The organism is Streptomyces sp. CA-210063, assembly GCF_024612015.1.
Classification (GTDB): domain Bacteria; phylum Actinomycetota; class Actinomycetes; order Streptomycetales; family Streptomycetaceae; genus Streptomyces.
This window is the reverse complement of the sequence record NZ_CP102512.1, coordinates 8,752,156-8,771,199: the sequence shown is the minus strand read 5'-3', so window position 1 is coordinate 8,771,199 and position 19,044 is coordinate 8,752,156. Positions and strand designations below refer to the sequence as shown.

General features: G+C 69.2%; 17 protein-coding genes and 1 pseudogene. 2 read left to right on the top strand and 16 right to left on the bottom strand.

Going from position 1 to position 19,044, the window contains the following annotated elements:
* Positions 1-42: 42 nt before the first annotated feature.
* The gene (gene pyrR, locus JIX56_RS38385) at positions 43-639 is read right to left on the bottom strand and encodes a bifunctional pyr operon transcriptional regulator/uracil phosphoribosyltransferase PyrR (protein ID WP_257547614.1); all 597 of its coding nucleotides are present in this window, start codon (positions 637-639) and stop codon (positions 43-45) included.
* Positions 640-858: 219 nt separating this feature from the next.
* Here pyrR and bldD point away from each other — a divergent pair, with 219 nt between their 5' ends.
* Positions 859-1,359 (top strand): transcriptional regulator BldD, encoded by a 501-nt coding sequence (bldD, locus tag JIX56_RS38380; RefSeq protein WP_006379429.1) that lies wholly within the window; start codon positions 859-861, stop codon positions 1,357-1,359.
* A gap of 94 nt (positions 1,360-1,453) precedes the next feature.
* Here the strand turns inward: bldD and nusB are convergent, their stop codons facing one another.
* From nusB to aroB, 5 genes are all read right to left on the bottom strand, one after another.
* A complete protein-coding gene (nusB, locus tag JIX56_RS38375) occupies positions 1,454-1,888 on the bottom strand; it encodes a transcription antitermination factor NusB (RefSeq protein ID WP_257547613.1) in 435 nt (144 codons plus the stop codon).
* 2 nt (positions 1,889-1,890) lie between these two features.
* The gene (gene efp / locus JIX56_RS38370; RefSeq protein WP_033532566.1) at positions 1,891-2,457 is read right to left on the bottom strand and encodes an elongation factor P; all 567 of its coding nucleotides are present in this window, start codon (positions 2,455-2,457) and stop codon (positions 1,891-1,893) included.
* Between the two features lie 51 nt (positions 2,458-2,508).
* The gene (locus JIX56_RS38365) at positions 2,509-3,615 is read right to left on the bottom strand and encodes an aminopeptidase P family protein (protein WP_257547611.1); all 1,107 of its coding nucleotides are present in this window, start codon (positions 3,613-3,615) and stop codon (positions 2,509-2,511) included.
* 195 nt (positions 3,616-3,810) lie between these two features.
* The gene (locus tag JIX56_RS38360) at positions 3,811-4,782 is read right to left on the bottom strand and encodes an ATP-binding protein (RefSeq protein WP_257547609.1); all 972 of its coding nucleotides are present in this window, start codon (positions 4,780-4,782) and stop codon (positions 3,811-3,813) included.
* A 177-nt stretch (positions 4,783-4,959) separates the two neighbouring features.
* On the bottom strand, positions 4,960-6,051 hold the full coding sequence (gene aroB / locus JIX56_RS38355; RefSeq protein WP_257547607.1) for a 3-dehydroquinate synthase: 1,092 nt from the start codon (positions 6,049-6,051) through the stop codon (positions 4,960-4,962).
* Positions 6,052-6,205: 154 nt separating this feature from the next.
* Between aroB and JIX56_RS38350 the strand changes: the two are divergent.
* Positions 6,206-7,420 (top strand): annotated as a pseudogene (locus tag JIX56_RS38350) (RNA-guided endonuclease InsQ/TnpB family protein).
* A gap of 13 nt (positions 7,421-7,433) precedes the next feature.
* Here JIX56_RS38350 and JIX56_RS38345 read toward each other — a convergent pair.
* The 10 genes from JIX56_RS38345 to JIX56_RS38300 form a co-directional block, all read right to left on the bottom strand.
* A complete protein-coding gene (locus tag JIX56_RS38345) occupies positions 7,434-7,952 on the bottom strand; it encodes a shikimate kinase (protein ID WP_257547605.1) in 519 nt (172 codons plus the stop codon).
* Positions 7,949-9,133 carry a chorismate synthase gene (gene aroC, locus JIX56_RS38340; RefSeq protein WP_257547603.1) on the bottom strand — a complete coding sequence of 395 codons (1,185 nt, stop codon included), beginning with the start codon at positions 9,131-9,133 and terminating at the stop codon, positions 7,949-7,951. Before aroC ends, JIX56_RS38345 begins: the two co-directional genes overlap by 4 nt.
* Before the next feature lie 185 nt (positions 9,134-9,318).
* The gene (locus tag JIX56_RS38335; RefSeq protein ID WP_257547601.1) at positions 9,319-9,777 is read right to left on the bottom strand and encodes a (2Fe-2S)-binding protein; all 459 of its coding nucleotides are present in this window, start codon (positions 9,775-9,777) and stop codon (positions 9,319-9,321) included.
* Between the two features lie 71 nt (positions 9,778-9,848).
* Positions 9,849-12,056, bottom strand: coding sequence for a xanthine dehydrogenase family protein molybdopterin-binding subunit (locus tag JIX56_RS38330; protein ID WP_257547599.1), 2,208 nt, complete (start codon positions 12,054-12,056; stop codon positions 9,849-9,851).
* A gap of 108 nt (positions 12,057-12,164) precedes the next feature.
* Positions 12,165-13,004, bottom strand: coding sequence for a shikimate dehydrogenase (locus tag JIX56_RS38325; RefSeq protein ID WP_257547597.1), 840 nt, complete (start codon positions 13,002-13,004; stop codon positions 12,165-12,167).
* Complete coding sequence (mltG, locus tag JIX56_RS38320; RefSeq protein WP_257547595.1) at positions 13,005-14,777, bottom strand: endolytic transglycosylase MltG; 1,773 nt, start codon at positions 14,775-14,777, stop codon at positions 13,005-13,007.
* A gap of 124 nt (positions 14,778-14,901) precedes the next feature.
* Complete coding sequence (ruvX, locus tag JIX56_RS38315; RefSeq protein ID WP_257551352.1) at positions 14,902-15,366, bottom strand: Holliday junction resolvase RuvX; 465 nt, start codon at positions 15,364-15,366, stop codon at positions 14,902-14,904.
* A 38-nt stretch (positions 15,367-15,404) separates the two neighbouring features.
* Positions 15,405-18,077 (bottom strand): alanine--tRNA ligase, encoded by a 2,673-nt coding sequence (gene alaS, locus JIX56_RS38310; RefSeq protein ID WP_257547593.1) that lies wholly within the window; start codon positions 18,075-18,077, stop codon positions 15,405-15,407.
* Complete coding sequence (locus tag JIX56_RS38305; RefSeq protein WP_257547591.1) at positions 18,077-18,451, bottom strand: hypothetical protein; 375 nt, start codon at positions 18,449-18,451, stop codon at positions 18,077-18,079. The genes alaS and JIX56_RS38305 overlap by 1 nt, the downstream gene beginning before the upstream one ends.
* A 7-nt stretch (positions 18,452-18,458) precedes the next feature.
* A complete protein-coding gene (locus tag JIX56_RS38300; protein WP_215457399.1) occupies positions 18,459-18,905 on the bottom strand; it encodes a DUF948 domain-containing protein in 447 nt (148 codons plus the stop codon).
* Between the last annotated feature and the right edge of the window lie 139 nt (positions 18,906-19,044).

Sequence of the window (19,044 nt, the reverse complement as noted above, 5' to 3'; positions counted from 1 at the left end):
GCGATCCCGGGGCGTACGGCACCGCCGTACGCCGTGCGATCGCTAGTGCTGCGCGCCCCGGGCGGTTCGCTTCGCACCGAGCAGCACGGTGTCCCGACCGTCCTCCTCGGCGAGCTGGACCTTGACCGTCTCCCGCAGCGACGTGGGGAGGTTCTTGCCGACGTAGTCGGCGCGGATGGGCAGTTCGCGGTGGCCGCGGTCGACGAGGACCGCGAGCTGGACGGCGCGTGGGCGGCCGATGTCGTTCAGCGCGTCGAGGGCGGCGCGGATCGTGCGGCCGGAGAAGAGCACGTCGTCGACGAGGACGACCAGGCGGCCGTCGATGCCGTCACCGGGGATCTCCGTGCGGGCCAGCGCACGCGGCGGGTGCATGCGCAGGTCGTCGCGGTACATGGTGATGTCGAGCGAGCCGACCGGGATCTTGCGGTCGGTGATCTCCGCCAGCTTGGCGGCGAGCCGCTGGGCGAGGAAGACACCCCGGGTCGGAATGCCGAGGAGCACCACGTCGTCGGCGCCCTTGGCGCGTTCGACGATCTCGTGGGCGATGCGGGTCAGCACGCGTGCGATGTCAGGGCCTTCGAGCACGGGCCTGGCATCGGACGGCTGCGGATCCTGTTGCGGAATTTCTTGAGCGTCCATACGAAACGGACCTCCTTCTCCGCCTCACGGGACGGACCTTAAAGGACGTCGGATTTGCGCCATCCACGTTAGCAGGCCCCGACAACCTCCCTGATCACCCCCTTGGCTCAACCGATCACGGTTACCACGGAAGAGTCGGTCCGGACCATTCGGCTTGACGAGGCAGAGTCACGCTGCGTAACCTCACAGTGAGTCACCAGCCTTCGTCCGGGGAGCTATATGTCCAGCGAATACGCCAAACAGCTCGGGGCCAAGCTCCGGGCCATCCGCACCCAGCAGGGCCTTTCCCTCCACGGTGTCGAGGAGAAGTCCCAGGGACGCTGGAAGGCGGTCGTGGTCGGTTCGTACGAGCGCGGCGACCGCGCCGTCACCGTGCAGCGCCTCGCGGAGCTGGCGGACTTCTACGGGGTTCCGGTGCAGGAGCTGCTTCCCGGTACGACCCCTGGTGGCGCCGCCGAGCCGCCGCCGAAGCTCGTCCTCGACCTTGAGCGCCTGGCCCATGTGCCGGCCGAGAAGGCGGGCCCGCTGCAGCGCTACGCGGCGACGATCCAGTCCCAGCGCGGTGACTACAACGGCAAGGTGCTCTCGATCCGCCAGGACGACCTGCGCACACTCGCCGTCATCTACGACCAGTCCCCCTCGGTCCTCACCGAGCAGCTGATCAGCTGGGGCGTCCTCGACGCCGACGCCCGCCGCGCGGTCTCCCACGAGGAGGGCTGACAGCTCCGCCGTGGCTCAGCAGAAACGTGCCGCCGGGGTGACCTGAACCAATCGGTTCGGGCCACCCCGGCGGTTTTCGTCTTTGCCTCTGCTTCTACTCCGCTTCCCTGCGAAGCGAGGGCTTGAGGTCCTTCAACCGCCCCAGCAGCCCATTCACGAACGACGGCGAGTCGTCCGTGGAGAACTCCTTCGCCAGCTGAACCATCTCGTCCAGCACCACCGCGTCCGGAGTCTCGTCGACCCAGATCAGCTCGTACGCCCCGAGGCGCAGGATGTTGCGGTCCACGACCGGCATCCGGTCGAGGGTCCAGCCCACCGAGTACTGCGCGATCAGCTCGTCGATCCGCTTGATGTGCTCCGCGTAGCCCTCGACCAGCAGCATGGTGTACTCACTGACCGGCGGCTGCCGGGTGTCGGACCGCGAGTGCCGGATCCAGTCGGCAAGCACGGTCAGGACGTCGACCCCGCGCTGGTCGCCCTCGAAGAGGATCTGGAAGGCACGCTTGCGGGCCGTGTTACGAGCAGCCACGGTTAGCTGTTCACCCGGCCGAGGTAGTCGCTCGTACGGGTGTCGACCTTGATCTTCTCGCCGGTGGTGATGAAGAGCGGCACCTGGATCTGGTGGCCGGTCTCCAGGGTGGCGGGCTTGGTGCCACCGGTGGACCGGTCGCCCTGGACACCCGGCTCGGTCTCCTGGATCACGAGCTCGACGGCGGCCGGCAGCTCGACGAAGAGCACCTCGCCCTCGTGCTGCGCGACGGTGGCCGTGAAGCCCTCGATCAGGAAGTTGGCGGCGTCGCCGACGGCCTTGCGGTCGACCATGAGCTGGTCGTAGGTCTCCATGTCCATGAAGACGAAGTACTCGCCGTCCATGTAGGAGAACTGCATGTCGCGCTTGTCGACAGTGGCCGTCTCGACCTTGACGCCGGCGTTGAACGTCTTGTCGACGACCTTGCCGGAGAGCACGTTCTTGAGCTTGGTGCGCACGAAGGCCGGGCCCTTGCCGGGCTTGACGTGCTGGAACTCGACGACGGACCAGAGCTGGCCGCCTTCGAGCTTGAGCACCAGGCCGTTCTTGAGGTCGTTCGTGGAAGCCACGGTTGCGGAATCTCCTGGACTGACGTGGACGACCCCGGGGCACGCACCTGCCTAGAGGGCGAGCAGCTCCTTGGTCGTGATGGTGAGTAGCTCGGGTCCGCCGTCCGCCTCTGGGCGTACGACGAGCGTGTCATCGATCCGGACGCCGCCCCGGCCGGGGAGGTGGACCCCCGGTTCGACGGTGACCGGCACGCAAGCGTCCAGTTTACCCATGGCCGCGGGGGCCAACTGCGGGTCCTCGTCGATTTCGAGTCCGACCCCGTGCCCCATCAGCACCGGAAGGCCGTCACCGTACCCCGCGGAGTCCAGTACCTGGCGGGCCGCGCGGTCCACGGCGCGGTAGGCCGCACCGGGCACCAGCATCTCCCTTCCGGCCCTCTGGGCTGCGAAGACCAGGTCGTACAGCGCGATCTGCCAGTCGGCGGGCGAGGTGCCGATGACGAACGTACGGCCGATCTCACAGCGGTAGCCGCGGTAGGTCGCGCCGAGGCAGACGGAGAGAAAGTCGCCCTCCTCGACCCGGCGGTCGGTGGGGAGGTGGCCGCGGCGGCCGGAGTTCGGGCCGGTGCCGACGGAGGTGGTGAAGGCCGGGCCGTCGGCGCCGTGGTCGACGAGGCGGCGCTCCAGTTCCAGGGCGAGATGGCGCTCGGTGCGGCCGACGAGGATCGATTCGAGCAGTTCGCCCAGCGCCTGGTCGGCGATCTCCGCGCCGATCCGCAGACAGGAGATCTCCTCCTCGTCCTTGATCACTCTCAGCTGCTCGACGGCGCCGCCGAGGTCGGCGAGGCGCAGCCGGGGCGCGACCGAGCGGATCGCGCGGTGCCGGGCCACGGTGAGGTGGTGTTCCTCCACGGCGAGGGACTCGGCGCCCAGCGCCGTGGCCAGGTCGGCGGCCGCGACCACCGGGTCGCCGCCGGGCCTCGGCAGCACCTGGACGCGTACGGCTTCGTCGGGGCGGCCCTCGCCGGCTTGGCCGCTCGGGGGCGCGCCACAGACGAGGACATCCTCGGTCCTCCCGAGCAGCAGGGCGGCACCGTGGGGTGCCGCGCCCGCGAGATACCGGACGTTGGCGGGGCGGGTCACGAGTGCGGCGGCGCTGCCGCTCGTGTTGCAGCACTTCCTCAGCCGTTCGCGGCGGGCCGCGTACACCTCTGACATGGCTTGAGCGTATGAGCTGCGCAGGTCAGTCGCCGGTCGAGTGGGGCCGAGCGGGGGCGCGCCGAACGGGGGACGGGGGTGCGACGAGGGGGTGTGCGCAGTCTGCGAGCCCGTGGGGGTTGTTCGCGCCCACGCGGCGGAGCCACATGTCGACACAGCCCCGCGCCCCTATCGGGTCGGCTCAGTGTGCGGTGTTCACCACTTGGGCGGACTCGCGATCGACCGTGCCAGGACTTCGTCCAGGACGCGTGCCGTGCTCGGTACGTCCAACTGGGAGTTGTCGATGATCGGAAGGCCGGAGCCGTACCAGCCCGCCATGCGGCCGTGGATACGGGCGACCTCTTCGTCGGTGAGGCGGCGGTTGCCCGAGCGCTCCGCGTTGCGTTCGAGGACTATCTCCAGGCCCGGCAGGAGGACGACGGGGAGCAGGCCGGGGCCGACGTGTCGCTTCCAGCCGCCGAGGCCGACGACGGGGCGGTCGGGGAAGACGGCGTCGTCGAGGATGCAGGAGATGCCGTTGGCCAGGAAGTTGCGGGCCGCGAAGCCGCAGGTGCGGCGGGCGAGACGATACTGCGCCTCGGAGTTGTCGTTCCAGCCGGACTGCGGGTCCGCGAAGCCGGAGCGCACCCATTCGCGTACGTCGTCCAGGCTGATGTGCGCGGTGGGCACCCGGCGGTGGTCCGCCCAGTACTTGGCGACGCTGGTCTTGCCGGCCCCGGCGGGCCCGATGAGCAGGACCGCGAGCGTGGTGGTCGTGACATCCGGCGCGCCTGTGGCGGGCGGCGGCATGGTGACGGGGCCGCCCGGCGGCAGTTGCACGTGTCCGGTCGTGTCCCTCGGGAGTCCGCTCTGGTGCGGAGCGGAGGTGTGCGGATGCCCGGGGCCTCCGGCGAAGCCCGGCGCGGGCGGCGGCACCGAGCCGGGGGGCGCGGGCGGAGGGACGGACCCGGGGGGCACGGCCGGTGTGGGCGGGGCCACGGGCGCGGGCGGGGTCGTCGGCACAGGGCCCGGGTGCGGGCCCGGGGGCACCGGGTGGCTCGCGCCCGGGTGTCCCGGGTGAGGCGGGGCCGGGTGTCCCTGCTGGTTCGCGGGCGGCGACCACGGGGTCGTCGGGTCCTGCCCCGGCCGATGGGGCGGCGGCAGCGGAGCTCCCACTGCGTGCTGCATCCGGTGCCACTCCGTCTCGTACAGTCACATCGACACTGGCAGGCGGGGCCTTTCGACCCCGCCCTTACCGAACGGTACCGTCCCCGGCCACCGTTTGGTGAACGGCCGGGGACAGCCCGAAGTGCCCAAGTGGCCATGACCACAAGGCGAATCGGGCAAGAGCTGCCCGAGCGGGCGTTACTGGCCCACTTCGCCGTAGGCGGCGAGGAGGACGGCGGGGTCGGGTCCTTCCAGGACGGTGGGCTTGGCCAGGCCGTCCAGGACGATGAAGCGCAGCAGATCGCCCCGGGACTTCTTGTCGACCTTCATCGTCTCCAGCAGCTTGGGCCACTGGTCGTAGCGGTAGTGCAACGGCAGCCCCACCGATTCCAGGACCGTGCGGTGACGGTCGGCGGTCGCGTCGTCCAGCCGGCCCGCCAGACGGCCCAGTTCGGCGGCGAAGTGCATCCCCACGGACACCGCCGCACCATGACGCCACTGATAGCGCTCGTTCTTCTCGATCGCATGGGCCAGGGTGTGCCCGTAGTTGAGGATCTCCCGGCGCCCGGACTCCTTCAGATCCCCCGACACCACCTCGGCCTTGACCCGGATCGACCGCTCGATCAGCTCCGAGGTGTGCACCCCCGCGGGCGTGCGGGCGGCCTGCGGATCGGCCTCGATCAGGTCCAGGATCACCGGATCCGCGATGAACCCGGCCTTGATGATCTCCGCCAGCCCGGACACGTAGTCGTTGACCGGCAGCGACTCCAGCGCGGCCAGATCACACAGCACCCCGGCCGGCGGATGGAAGGAGCCGACCAGGTTCTTGCCCTCGGCGGTGTTGATCCCGGTCTTGCCGCCCACGGCGGCGTCCACCATGGCCAGCACGGTGGTGGGGATGGCGATCCAGCGCACCCCACGCAGCCACGTCGCCGCCACGAATCCGGCGAGGTCGGTGGTGGCCCCGCCACCGACACCGACGATGACATCGGTGCGGGTGAACCCGGACTGGCCCAGCGCCTTCCAGCAGTACGCGGCGACCTCGGCCGTCTTGGCCTCCTCCGCGTTCGGCACCTGGATCGCCACCGCCTCGAAACCCTGCCCGGCCAGATCGGCACGCAACGCCTCGCCGGTGTCCTCCAGCGCCTCGGGATGGATCACCGCGACCCGCTTGGCCCGGTTACCGATCAACCCACCCAGTTCGCCGAGGAGCTGACGCCCCACCAGGACCTCGTACGGCTCGGTACCCGCCGTACCGCCGACCTGGATACGGGTCACTGTCTCACTCATCAAGATTCCTCCGTGGATACCCCGGTCTTCAGACCGGGGAGGAAACGTCTACTGCGGAAGAGGGCGGGGAAAATCGAATCGCCGTCGGGGCGGTTCGTCATCTGGCAATTACGGGCCGTCATTGACTCACACGGGAACTGATAGAATGTGAGGCATGACACAGCAGGTCAAGCGGGCGTTCAAGTACCGCTTTTACCCCACGGACGAGCAGGCAGCCGAGCTGTCCCGCACGTTCGGCTGTGTCCGCCTCGTATACAACAAAGCTCTGGAGGAGCGCACGCGGGCGTGGTATAGCGAACAGCGCCGCGTCTCCTATGTACAGTCGTCCGCCGCTCTGACGGAGTGGAAGAAGACCGAGGAACTCGCCTTCCTGGCCGAGGTGTCCTCTGTTCCGCTCCAGCAGACGCTGCGCCATCTTCAGACGGCGTTCGGCAACTTCTTCGCCAAGCGGGCCAAGTACCCCCGCTACAAGAGCCGGAAGAAGTCCCGCGCATCGGCCGAGTACACCCGCAGCGCCTTCACCTGGCGCGACGGGAAGCTGACTCTGGCCAAAATGACGCAGCCCCTGGACATCCGGTGGTCGCGCCCCCTCCCAGAGGGTGTGCAGCCCACGACGGTGACGGTGTCCCACGACAGCTCGGGCCGCTGATTCGTCTCGATGCTGGTCGAAGACACCATCGCCCCTGCCCCTGCCCCCGCCACCGACGCGGCGGTCGGCCTGGACGCCGGGATCACCTCCCTGCTGACCCTGTCCACCGGGGAAAAGATCACCAACCCCCGGCACGAGCGCCGTGACCGCGCCCGCCTTGCCAAGGCGCAGAAGGAACTGTCGCGGAAGGCGAAGGACTCCGCTAACCGGGAAAAGGCCCGGCGCAAGGTCGCCGAAGTGCACGCCCGGATCAGCGACCGGCGCCGGGACTTCCTCCACAAACTCTCCACTCGTCTCGTCCGTGAGAACCAAACGGTCGTGATCGAGGACCTGACCGTCCGCAACCTGCTGAAGAACAGCAAACTCGCACGCGCCATCTCCGACGCGGCCTGGACGGACCTCCGCATGATGCTGGAGTACAAGTGCGCCTGGTACGGGCGCGAACTCGTCGTGATCGACCGCTGGTTCCCCAGCTCGAAGCTGTGCGGGGTCTGCGGGACGGTCCAGGCGAAGCTGCCGCTGAATGTCCGGGAGTGGACGTGCGAGTGCGGCACCGTGCACGACCGCGACGTGAACGCGGCACGCAACGTTCTGGCCGCCGGGCTGGCGGCATCTGCCTGTGGAGACGGTGTAAGACCTCAACGGGAGTCCTCCCGGACGGGGCGGTCGTCAGTGAAGCAGGAACCCCAGCGGGCGACCGCTGGAATCCCCCGCCTTTAGATGGGGGAGAATGTCAAGCTTCCTTCAACTCCAGTGCGTCCAGAGCCGCTTGAGTGACTTCCTCGGGCGTACGGCCGTCGGTGGGCACGACGGCCGTGGCGACCTCCTCGTACAGGTTCCGCCGGGCCTCCATCAGCTCCCGCCACTGCTTGCGCGGGTTGACGGCCAGCAGCGGGCGGGCGGCGTTGAGGCCGGTGCGCTTGACCGCCTCCTCGACGTCCATCGAGAGGTAGACGACCCGCTGCCCGGCGAGCAGCCCGCGCGTGTCGGCGTCGAGGATCGCTCCCCCGCCGAGGGCGAGGACGCCGTCGTGGCCGGCCAGCGCCGCGTGCACGGCCCGCTTCTCGATGGCGCGGAAGGCGGTCTCGCCCTCGTCGACGAAGATCTCCGCGATCGCGCGGCCCTGCTCGGCCACGATGTCGTCGTCGGTGTCGCGGTAGGCGACGCCGAGCCGCTCGGCGAGCAGCTGTCCGACGGTGGACTTGCCGACGCCCATGGGGCCGACGAGCACGACCAGAGGCACCGGGTTCATCGGATCGCGAGGTGGTCGAGGTAGGAGCGGACGTTGCGTGCCGTCTCGGTGACGCTGTCGCCGCCGAACTTCTCCGCCACCGCGTCCGCCAGCACCAGGGCCACCATCGCCTCGGCGACGATGCCCGCCGCCGGCACCGCGGAGACGTCGGAGCGCTGGTGGTGCGCCTGCGCGGCCTCGCCGGTGGTCACGTCCACGGTCTGCAACGCGCGCGGCACGGTCGCGATCGGCTTCATCGCCGCCCGCACCCGCAGCAGCTCGCCCGTCGTCAGACCGCCCTCGGTACCGCCGGAGCGGCCGGAGACGCGCCGGATGCCTTCGGGGGTGTTTACGATCTCGTCGTGCGCCTTCGAACCCGGCACCCGCGCCAGCTCGAAACCGTCACCGATCTCGACACCCTTGATCGCCTGGATGCCCATCAGGGCGCCGGCGAGGCGGGCGTCCAGCTTGCGGTCCCAGTGCACATGCGAGCCGAGGCCCACGGGCACGCCGTACGCCAGGATCTCGACGACTCCGCCGAGGGTGTCGCCGTCCTTGTGGGCCTGGTCGATCTCGGCGACCATCGCCTTCGAGGCGTCGGCGTCCAGGCAGCGCACGGGATCGGCGTCCAGCTTCTCGACGTCGGCCGGCGTCGGGTACACGCCCTGCGGCGCCTTCGCGGCCGCCAGTTCCACGACGTGCGAGACGATCTCGATCCCGGCCGTCTCCTTCAGGTACGACCGGGCGACGGCACCGAGGGCCACGCGGGCGGCGGTCTCACGGGCGGAGGCCCGCTCCAGGATCGGCCGGGCCTCGTCGAAGCCGTACTTCTGCATGCCCGCCAGGTCGGCGTGACCGGGGCGCGGACGGGTCAGCGGGGCATTGCGGGCCAAACCGGCGAGGATCTCCGGGTCGACCGGGTCGGCCGCCATGACCTGTTCCCACTTCGGCCACTCGGTGTTCCCGACCATGATCGCCACCGGCGAGCCCATGGTCAGCCCGTGCCGCACGCCACCGAGGAACGTGACCTCGTCACGCTCGAACTTCATCCGGGCACCGCGTCCATAGCCCAGGCGCCGCCGGGCCAGGTGGTCCGCCACCATCTCCGTGGTGATCGGCACGCCGGCGGGAAGGCCCTCCAGCGTCGCGACAAGTGCGGGACCGTGGGACTCCCCCGCGGTCAGCCAGCGCAACCTGCTCAACGGTGCTCCTCAGTGCTCGCGCCCTGGTACTGCCTACTGCCTTGGTGTACGCGCGTCCTCGCGTACGGCGACGGTTACCGGGTGCGCGGCCCCGGCCCGCCACCTCCGATCCTCCCACGTCCGGGGCCCGGCCCCGGTCACAGGTCCATCAGGCGGACGGCGCGGGCCCGGTACCCGCCGCGGAGTCATGCCATCTTCGCCGCCGCGCTCTTGATCGCCTCGCGGATGCGGAAGTACGTGCCGCAGCGGCAGACGTTCGCGATCTCGTCGATGTCGGCGTCGGTGGGGTTCGTGGTGCGCTTGAGCAGAGCGACGGCGGCCATGATCTGGCCCGGCTGGCAGTAGCCGCACTGGGCGACGTCCTGCTCCAGCCAGGCCTCCTGGACGGGGTGCAGCTCGTCGCCGTCGGCGAGCCCCTCGATCGTCGTGACCTCTCGGCCGGCCGCCTCGGCGACCGGCACCACACAGGGTCGGATCGCCTCGCCGTCGAGGTGGCTGGTGCAGGCCTTGCAGACGTCGATGCCGCAGCCGTACTTGGGACCTCGGACGCCGAGCAGGTCGCGCAGCGCCCACAGCAGGGGCAGGTCGTCGGGGGCGTCTACGGTGACGGTCTCGCCGTTGACGGTGAAGGTGTGGGACGGCATGGATGTGCTCCTGGAGCCTGGCGCGGGTCGGGGCGCGGATCGTACGAGGGGGCTCGGCGGGGACTGCGGGCTCAGCGGGGGAAGGGCGTGAAGTCCACGTCGAAGTTGACGGGGAAGCTGCGCGGCCTGGTGCCGGTGGCCCGGGCGTAGGCGTTGGCGACGGCGCCGACGGCCGCCGGGACGCCGAGTTCGCCCGCGCCGCCGGGTTCGTCGGCCCCCTCGATGACGAAGATCTTGACGTCCTTCGGGGAGTCCTTCTGCCGGGCGTAGTGGAACTGCGAGTAGCTGCCCTCCAGCGGCAGCCCCTCGTCGATGTGGAGCCCGGCCCGCAGGGTGGTGGAGATGGCGTCCGTGAGCCCGCCGAGCAGCTGGGCCTCCAGGCCGCGCGGGTTGATCACCCGGCCCACGTCGGCCGCGATGACCGCCTTCGTCACCCGGGGCTTCCTCGGATCGGTGGCGTCGATCTCGACGAGACAGGCCGTGCAGGCCTTGTACTCGTCGTGGAAGGCGACGCCCTGGGCCCAGCCGTCCGGGAAACTCCGCCCCCAGTCCCCTTCCTCCGCGACCTTGTCGAGCACGACCCGCTGCCGGGTGGTCTTCAGGAACTCGCGCCGGAAGGTGACGGAATCCTTGCCGAGCCTCGCCGCCAGCTCGTCGACGATGATCTCCTCGGCCCCGCGTGCGTTGGCCGAGTACACCGAACGCCACGACCCGGTGTGCATCGTGATCGGCACCTCGGTGAGCGTCTGTGTGGTGAGACCGAAGTTGTACGGGGACTTCACCGTGGTCAGGAACAGCGTCTGCGCGAAGGTCGCGTTGCCGATGCCGGACGGCAGACTCGCCGCGGCGGCGGTGATCGCGTCCCCGAGCCCGTGCCGGAAGTCGGTCTCCACGGCCGCCACCTGATGCTGGAAGGTGAGCACCTGTCCGGCCGCGTAGGTCGCCCTGACCCGGTGGTGGGTCGCGGGCCGCATCCGTCCGTGCCGCATGTCGTCGATCCGCGACCACATCAGCCGTACGGGCCGCCCGCTCTTCTTCGACACGACGGCGGCTTCCAGAGCCGCGTCGTAGAACAGCCGCCGCCCGAAGGATCCGCCCGACTGCACCACGTGCACGTCGACCTTGGACACGGGCAGTCCGACGGCCTTCGCGATGGCGGCCTGCGCGACGATCGGCGACTTCAGCCCGGACCAGACCTCGGCCCGGTCCGCCCGTACATCCGCGACGGCCGAGTTGGTCTCCAGCGGAGCGTGACTGGCGAACGCGAAGTCGAACTCCCCCTCCACCTTCTTCACCAGCAGCCCGAGCACGTCCAGCGACGGCGTGGCCGCCTTCAGCCTGGCTTTGATGCCGTCGTCCGACAGCGCGTCGACGCTCCCCGGTCCCCAGGTGACGTCCAGCGCCTCCTTGCCGTCGAGCGCCTGCCCGAACGTTTCCGCGACCACGGCGACACCCGTGTCGATCGTGACCACGTCGAGCACCCCCGGCATGGCCCGTACGGCGGCCTCGTTGTTCACCGCCTTCACCGTGCCGTTGATGGTCGGCGGCCGACGCACCATGCACGGCTTGGCCCCGGGCACGTCGAGGTCGAGCGTGTAGGCCTGCTTGCCGGTGACCAGGGCGCGGGCGTCGATACGCGAGGTGGGGGTGCCGACGAGGGTGTGCTCGGACTCCTTCTTCGGCGTGACGACGAGCGAGCTGAGGTCGAGGGAGGCGGCGGCCGCCGACAGCGAACCGTAGGAGGCGGTACGCCCGTCCGGCGCGACCACGACACCCTGACGTACCGTCAAGTCGCTTACGCCGAGCCCCCATTGTTTCGCTGCGGCGCCGACCATGCGGGCGCGCGCGGCTGCGGCCGTGCGGCGCACCGGGTCGTAGAGCGAACGGATGGAGTTGGAGCTGCCGGTGAGCTGGTTGAACAGCAACTCGGGCCGCGCGTCGTCCAGTTGAATACGAACCCGATCCAGCGGAGTGTCCAACTCCTCCGCCACCAGCATCGCCACCGCCGTGGTGAGCCCCTGCCCGACCTCCTCCCTCGGCAGCCGGAAGTGGGCGAGGCCCTCCTCGTCGACGCTCAGCACCAGCATGTTCGCGGTCGGCGCCCCGGCCAGGATCAGCAGATCACCGAGGTCCACCAGATCCGCCGGCGCCGGCAGCGTGGGAATCGCCGCGTCGGCGGTCCCGGGCTCATAGACGTCCAGACCTATCTTGGTCGCGACGGCAAGAGTGGGCGCGGCCACCAGATACGTGAGAAACCTGCGCCGGGAGTGACGTGACATAGGGGGCTCCGTTCAACGCCCCGCCTCCGTCGCCGGGCCGCCCGGAGATGATCGCCGCTGGTTACCCCTTGGTACAAGCGCTTCACAGCATCACCACACACAGGGCACTCAGCCCCGCTCGGCCAGCGCCCGCTCTCCCGCCTGCCTCATCGCCCCCACCGGAGCCGTCTTGCACCCGGTCATCTGTTCGACCTGCAACACAGCCTGGTGCACCAGCAGATCAAGCCCACTGACCACGGCACCGCCGTACGCCGACCAGCGCGCGGCCAGCTCCGTCGGCCACGGGTCGTAGAGCACATCGAACAGCGTCGTCGGCCGCTCCGGCACGGCTCCGGACAGCGCGTCCGTCGCCCCGGCCGGTGTCGTCGCGATGACCAGCGGAGCGCTCAGGCCCCGCTCGGCGTCCGCCCAGTCCTCCGTACGCACCTCGACATCCAGCCGCTCGCCCCACTGCCGCATCTCGGCGGCCCGTGCCCCACTCCGTACGTACGCCACGACCTCGCCGGTGCAGATCCGGGCGAGCGCGGCCAGCGCGGACGACGCGGTGGCGCCGGCGCCGAGAATGGCGGCGGACTCCACCTGCTCGATCCCCCGCTCCCGCAGGGCGGCGACCATCCCGGGGATGTCGGTGTTGTCGCCGACCCGCCGCCCGTCCTCGGTGAACACCAGCGTGTTGACCGCCTCCACGGAGGTCGCCGTCTCGCTGATCTCGTCCAGCAGCGGGATGACCGCCCGCTTGAGCGGCATCGTCAGCGACAGCCCGGCCCACTCCGGTCCGAGTTTCTCGACGAACCCGGGCAGCGCCTCTTCGTCGACCTCGAAGCGATCGTACGACCAGTCGGCGAGCCCGAGTTCGGCGTACGCGGCCCTGTGCAGGACCGGCGAGAGCGAGTGGGCGATCGGTGAACCGAGCACGGCGGCCCGGTGCTTGGTGGCGGTGCGGCTCATCTATCCGTTCTGCGCTTCCTGGTACTTCTCACGGTTCCTGTTGTGCTCTTCGTTGGTCACGGCGAAGAGCGTCTCGTCCTCGTTGATCGACACGAAGTAGTACCAGTCACCCTTGGCGGGCTTGAGTGCCGCCTTGATGGCCACCTCACCCGGATTGTCGATCGGCCCGGGCGGCAATCCCTTGATCTTGTACGTGTTGTACGGGTCGTCGATCTGTCGCAGCGAGTCCACCGAACCCGTGGCCAGCTTGGATTCACCACGCAGGTAATTCACCGTGGAGTCGAAGTCGAGCAGGCCGTAGGTCTCGGTGTTGTTCGTGTCGAGCCGGTTGTAGACGACCCGGGCGACCTTTTCGAAATCCTTCTTGTACTTCCCCTCGGCCTGGACGAGGCTCGCCACGGTGAGCACCTGAAGCGGATTTTCCAGCTTCAGATCCTCGGCCTTGTCCTCCAGGTCGAGTTCCTCGTACTTCGCCTTGGCGAGGTCGACCATTTCCTTCAGGACGGCCTTGGGCTTCATGCCCTTGGCGACCGGATAGGTGGACGGATAGAGGAATCCTTCCAGCGGATCCTTGATGTCGTCGTTGTCGTTCGCCCAGTCGGGAAGACCGAGGGTCTCCCACTCCTTCTCGGCGACTTCCTCGGTCGTGCCCTTCTCGAGACCCAACTCTTTGTCGATCTTGGCGTAGACCGTGTTGTTGCGCTCGCCTTCGATAACGGTGAAGTTGTTCTGGCTCTTCGGATCGAGCATCAGGGCGAGAGCGCTTTCAGCGGACATCTCTTTCTTGAGCAGATAGACGCCCGCTTGAACTGATGACTCAGGATTCTGCGCCTGGGCAGCCGTGAAGGCGTCCACGCTCTTGACGACCCCGGCCGCTTTCAGTTTCTGCCCGATCACCGAACCGAAGTCACCCTTCTTGATGGTGATCGTCACGGTCTCGTTCGTACCGTCCCCCGAATAATCGGGAGCCTCGCCGAAACGGCTCTGGTAGAACTGATAACCGAAATAGCTGACGCCTGCGAATCCGCCGCCGAACACCATGACGACCACCAGGCAGGCACAACCGCTACGGCGCTTCTTGCCGCCCTTGCCCGGCTTTCCGGATTTCCCGCCGCGGCTCTTCCGGTCGCCCCGGCCGCCGCGTTCCTCGGCCTCGTCGTCATCGTCGTCATCGCCGCCGCCCGCGAAGAACGCGTGCTCGCCCTGGTCCGGCCCGGGGTCCCAGTCGGTCCGCTCGGCGGCCGGCTGCGGCTCGGGGTCGGGCTCGGGTGCGGGTTCCGCGCGGCGGCGCGACGGCGGCTCCGGCGGCGGATACGCGTCGGGCGTGCCGTAGAAGTCGGGCTGACCGCCGCCGTACGCCATGGGCCGGCCCCCGTAGGGGTCGACCGGGTCGGCCGCGTAAGCACCCTGCGTGTGCTGGTGCGTTCCGTTGTTCCAGCCACCGTTGACCTGGTCGTACTGCTGCTGGTCATGACCGGTGTACTGCTGCTGGTGCTGGTTCTGCCCGGGGTACTGCTGCCCGGGGTCCCCGTACTCCTGCTGGTACTGCTGCTGCGCCTGGCCGTAGGCGTCCTGGTGGCCGTTGCCCCAGCCGCCGTTGCCGTTGTCGTACTGCTGCTGGTACTGCTGCTCCGGGTAGTGCTGCTGCGGCTGGCCGCCGTAGGGGGACTGCTGACCCGCCTGGGCCTGCTGTCCGTCCCATCCGTCGTCCCCGTACAACGGGTCGTCCGGATGCCACGGTTCGGAGCCTGGGCCCCGGCCATACTCAGTCATCGATCCCCTAGAGCCGCGAGGCGGCGGTCACGCGGGGCTTGTGGCTCGGCTTTCGTCCCCGCCTCTTTTTGTGCGGAGGCTGTTCGAAGGCCACCGCATCGCGCGGAACGTTACCGTATCGCGATCAGTGGGCCAGTTCGACGCCTTCGCCGGGAGCTTTACCTGACACCCGTTCGGATTCCAGCGCCTGTTGCAGGATGATCACGGCTGCTGCCTGGTCAATGACCGACCTGCCCTTTTTGGATTTCACACCCGAGGCACGCAGTCCTTGACCGGCCGTCACTGTGGTCATCCTCTCGTCGAGAAGTCTGACCGGAACGGGCGCGATCATACGGGCCAGTTGCTCGGCGAAGCCCCGGACCTTGACCGCCGCCGGGCCCTCGCCCCCCTTGAGGGAGCGAGGGAGGCCGATGACGACCTCGATCGGTTCGTACTCCTCGACGAGCTGCCCCAACCGGCGTTGCGCGGCCGGGACATCGCGTCCGGGGACGGTTTCGACCGGGGTGGCGAGGATTCCGTCGGGGTCGCAGGAGGCCACTCCGATGCGGGCGTCCCCGACGTCGATCGCGAGCCGACGGCCGCGGCGCATGACCGGGCCGTCGTCTTCGCTCGTGTGACCGGTGGTGCTCACTTGGCCGTCTCGGTGACCAGACGCTCGACCGCGTCCACGGCCTCGCCGATGGCGGCCGGGTTCTGGCCACCGCCCTGGGCGACGTCCGGCTTGCCGCCACCGCCGCCGCCGAGCGTCTTGGCGGCCGTACGGACCAGATCGCCGGCCTTGAGGCCGCGTTCGCGGGCGGCCTCGTTGGTGGCGATGACCGTCAGCGGCTTGCCGTTCACCGTGGTGAACAGAGCGACCACGACGGCCCGTCCGCCCTGGATGCGTCCACGCACGTCGAGCACCAGCTTGCGGAGGTCGTCGGCGGTCGTGCCGTCCGGGACCTGACCGGTCACGAGAGCAACGCCGCGGACGTCCTTGGCGGATTCGGCGAGACCGGCGGCGGCCTGCAGCACCTTCTCCGCGCGGAACTTCTCGATCTCCTTCTCGGCGTCCTTCAGCTTGCCGAGCATGGCGGAGACCTTCTCCGGAAGCTCCTCCGGACGGCCCTTGATCAGTTCCTGGAGCTGGGCGACGACCGTGTGCTCACGGGCGAGGAAGTTGTAGGCGTCGACGCCGACGAGGGCCTCGATACGGCGTACACCGGAGCCGATGGACGACTCACCGAGCAGCTTCACCAGGCCGAGCTGGGCGGTGTTGTGCACGTGCGTGCCACCGCACAGCTCCTTGGAGAAGTCGCCGATGGTGACGACGCGGACGCGCTCGCCGTACTTCTCGCCGAACTCGGCGATGGCGCCCTGCTTCTTGGCCTCGTCGAGGCTCAGGATCTCGGCGTGCACGTCCAGGTCGCGGGCGAGCACCTCGTTGATCTTCTGCTCGACGTCGGTCATCACGGCCGTCGGAACGGCGGACGGGGAGCCGAAGTCGAAGCGGAAGCGGCCGGGCTGGTTCTCGGAACCGGCCTGGGCGGCCGTCGGGCCGAGGGCGTCGCGCAGGGCCTGGTGGGTGAGGTGCGTGGCCGAGTGGGCGCGGGCGATGGCCGTGCGGCGACGGCCGTCGATCGAGGCCTGGGCCTTGGCGCCGACGGTCACTTCGCCGACCTGGACGACGCCCTTGTGGACGTATACACCCGGGACCGGCTTCTGGCAGTCGCGGATCTCGATGACGGCACCGGAGTCGACCTTGATCCGGCCGGTGTCACCGATCTGGCCGCCGCCCTCGGCGTAGAACGGGGTGCGGTCGAGGACGATCTCGACCTCGTCGCCCTCGGTGGCGGCGGGCGAGGACAGACCGTCGACGAGGATGCCGACGACCGTCGACTCGCCCTCGGTGTCCGAGTAGCCGATGAACTCGGTCTCACCGGCGGCGTCGGCGATCTCGCGGTAGGCCCCGAGGTCGGCGTGGCCGGTCTTCTTGGACCGGGCGTCGGCCTTGGCCTTGTCCCGCTGCTCCTTCATCAGGCGGCGGAAGCCGTCCTCGTCCACGGAGAGGCCCTGCTCGGCGGCCATCTCCAGGGTGAGGTCGATCGGGAAGCCCCAGGTGTCGTGGAGCAGGAACGCCTTGTCGCCGGGCAGTTGCTTGCCGCCGGTGGCCTTGGTGTCGGTGATGGCCGTGTCGAGGATGTTCGTGCCGGCCTTCAGCGTCTTGAGGAAGGCGTTCTCCTCGGCGAGGGCCACGGTCTCGATGCGCCTGCGGTCGGTGATGAGCTCCGGGTACTGCTGGCCCATCATCTCGATCACGACGTCGATGAGGTCCTGCACGACCGGGCCGGTGGCACCCAGCAGCCGCATGTTGCGGATGGCGCGGCGCATGATGCGGCGCAGGACGTAGCCACGGCCCTCGTTGCCGGGGGTGACGCCGTCGCCGATGAGCATCACGGCGGTGCGGATGTGGTCGGTGACCACGCGCAGGGAGACGTCGGAGTCCTTGGCGTCGCCGTAACGGACACCGGTCAGCTCGGTGGCCTTGCCGATCACGGCCATGGAGGTGTCGATCTCGTACATGTTCTGCACGCCCTGCAGAATCATGGCGAGGCGCTCCAGGCCGAGGCCCGTGTCGATGTTCTTGCTGGGCAGCTCACCGAGGATCTCGAAGTCCTCCTTCGAGGTGCCCTCGCCGCGCTCGTACTGCATGAAGACCAGGTTCCAGATCTCCACGTACCGCTCGTCGTTGACGGCCGGGCCGCCCTCGACGCCGAACTCGGGGCCGCGGTCGTAGTTGATCTCGGAACAGGGGCCGCACGGGCCGGGGACGCCCATGGACCAGTAGTTGTCCTTCTTGCCGAGGCGCTGGATGCGCTCCTTGGGCACGCCGATCTGCTCGTGCCAGATGCGCTCGGCCTCGTCGTCGTCCTTGTAGACGGTGATCCAGAGCTTCTCCGGCTCCAGGCCGTAACCACCCTTGTCCTGGGGGCTGGTGAGCAGCTCCCAGGCGTACTTGATGGCGCCTTCCTTGAAGTAGTCGCCGAAGGAGAAGTTGCCGCACATCTGGAAGAACGTGCCGTGCCGGGTGGTCTTGCCGACCTCTTCGATGTCCGGCGTGCGGACGCACTTCTGCACGCTGGTGGCGCGGGAGAAGGAGGGCTTGACCTCACCGAGGAAGTACGGCTTGAAGGGGACCATGCCCGCGTTGACCAGGAGCAGAGTCGGGTCGTCCGCGATGAGCGACGCCGAAGGGACGACGGTGTGACCGCGCTCCTCGAAGAAGCTCAACCAGCGGCGGCGGATTTCAGCCGACTCCATCAGTGGTCCTCATTCCGGTTGTACGGGTACGACGAGCTGTCGACGTACCTCGGATTCCTGCTGTACTTCGGGGTGTTGGTGTTCTCGATGGCGACGACGTGTCTCGGGGCGGGAAGCTCCGGGTACCGGTCGGGGTTGGCCTCGATGCCGAGGGCCTCGCCCAGTTCGGCCTCCCGCTGGGCCATGTTGTCGCGGACGTCGAGCGCGAAACCGACCGCTCGGTCCTTGAGCTTGTGGCCCGCCTCGATCGCCTTGTTCGCCGCCTGGGTGGCGAGGTGCTCGGGGGTGAGCTGCTTGAGCTTGCGGTTGACCTTGGTGGTGGCCCACACTCCGGCGGCGACACCTGTGGTGAACCAGAACGTACGGCGGAACATCGCTCGGTCAGTCCTTCTTTCCACGGGTGTCGCGCCTGCTGCGGCGCGTGCCCGGAACGGTGCGTCCCACGATCACGGTACGACGCCGCTCCTCGGCGGGCTCGCCCTCCCGGCGGCCGCCCATGGCCCGGCGTACGCCGTAGCCGAAGGCGGCGACCTTGACGAGGGGGCCGCCGAAGGTGGACGCGACGGTCGTGGAGAGCGCCGAGGCGTTCGACGTGACCTCCTGGACGTCGGACGCGATGGCGTCGACCCGCTCGATCTGGGTCTGCGCGGAGCGGACGGCGGTGGACGCGTCGGCGAGGAGGGGGACGGCCTGGTCGGTCACGTCCGCGACGAGCTTGGTGGTCGCCTTGAGCGTCTGGGCCAGCCTCGCCAGCGCGACGGCGAGGAAGGAGACCAGGATCGCCCAGAAGACGGCCACCAGGATCCCGGCCACCTCTCCACCGGACACTGTGTGCACCCGCTCCCTGGAACATGCCTGAACGTCGAAAAGTCGTGTCCCGAGCCTATCGCGCCGGGGCGATCGCTCAGTACCGCATTAACGCGTACCGCAGTAAGGCGAGAGCCCGCCGCCCCGCCCGCCGGAAAGG